The sequence below is a fragment of the Phormidium sp. CCY1219 genome (assembly GCF_035615515.1).
Lineage (GTDB): Bacteria > Cyanobacteriota > Cyanobacteriia > Cyanobacteriales > Laspinemataceae > CCY1219.
This window is the reverse complement of sequence record NZ_JAJENT010000977.1, coordinates 1-401: the sequence shown is the minus strand read 5'-3', so window position 1 is coordinate 401 and position 401 is coordinate 1. Positions and strand designations below refer to the sequence as shown.

Annotated in this window: 1 pseudogene; it reads left to right on the top strand. The window is 47.4% G+C overall.

The window, feature by feature from the left end:
- Positions 1-73: 73 nt before the first annotated feature.
- Positions 74-401: pseudogene (locus LKK83_RS31580) on the top strand (hypothetical protein); the annotation flags it as partial.

The window sequence follows — 401 nt, the reverse complement described above, 5'->3', positions numbered from 1 at the left end:
CAACGAAGCCTTACCCAAATTATGGATTCTCACCCCCACCGCTTCCCCTACCATTTTATCAAGATTTAGCGCTATGCTAGAAGAAAACTGGCTGCCAGGAATCTATGGGATGGGGGAGGCATTCCGCAGTGCGATCGTGGTGATTCACCAGTTACCCCAAACCCCAGAAACTCTCTGGTTGAGGTTGCTGGGGCGCGGAAGAGTCCAAGAACAGGCGATCGACGAACTAGAAGCCTTATCCCCGGATATTCCCTTACGGTCAATGACCTTAAATTTGTTATATCACTTGGAAAGAACTCTGGCAGTGCGACAAGATTTAGATGAAGGAGACAGAGCGTTAATTATGAGATTAGCACCCCTTTACCAACAAGAACAAGAAAAAGCCTTTCAGCAAGGAGAAC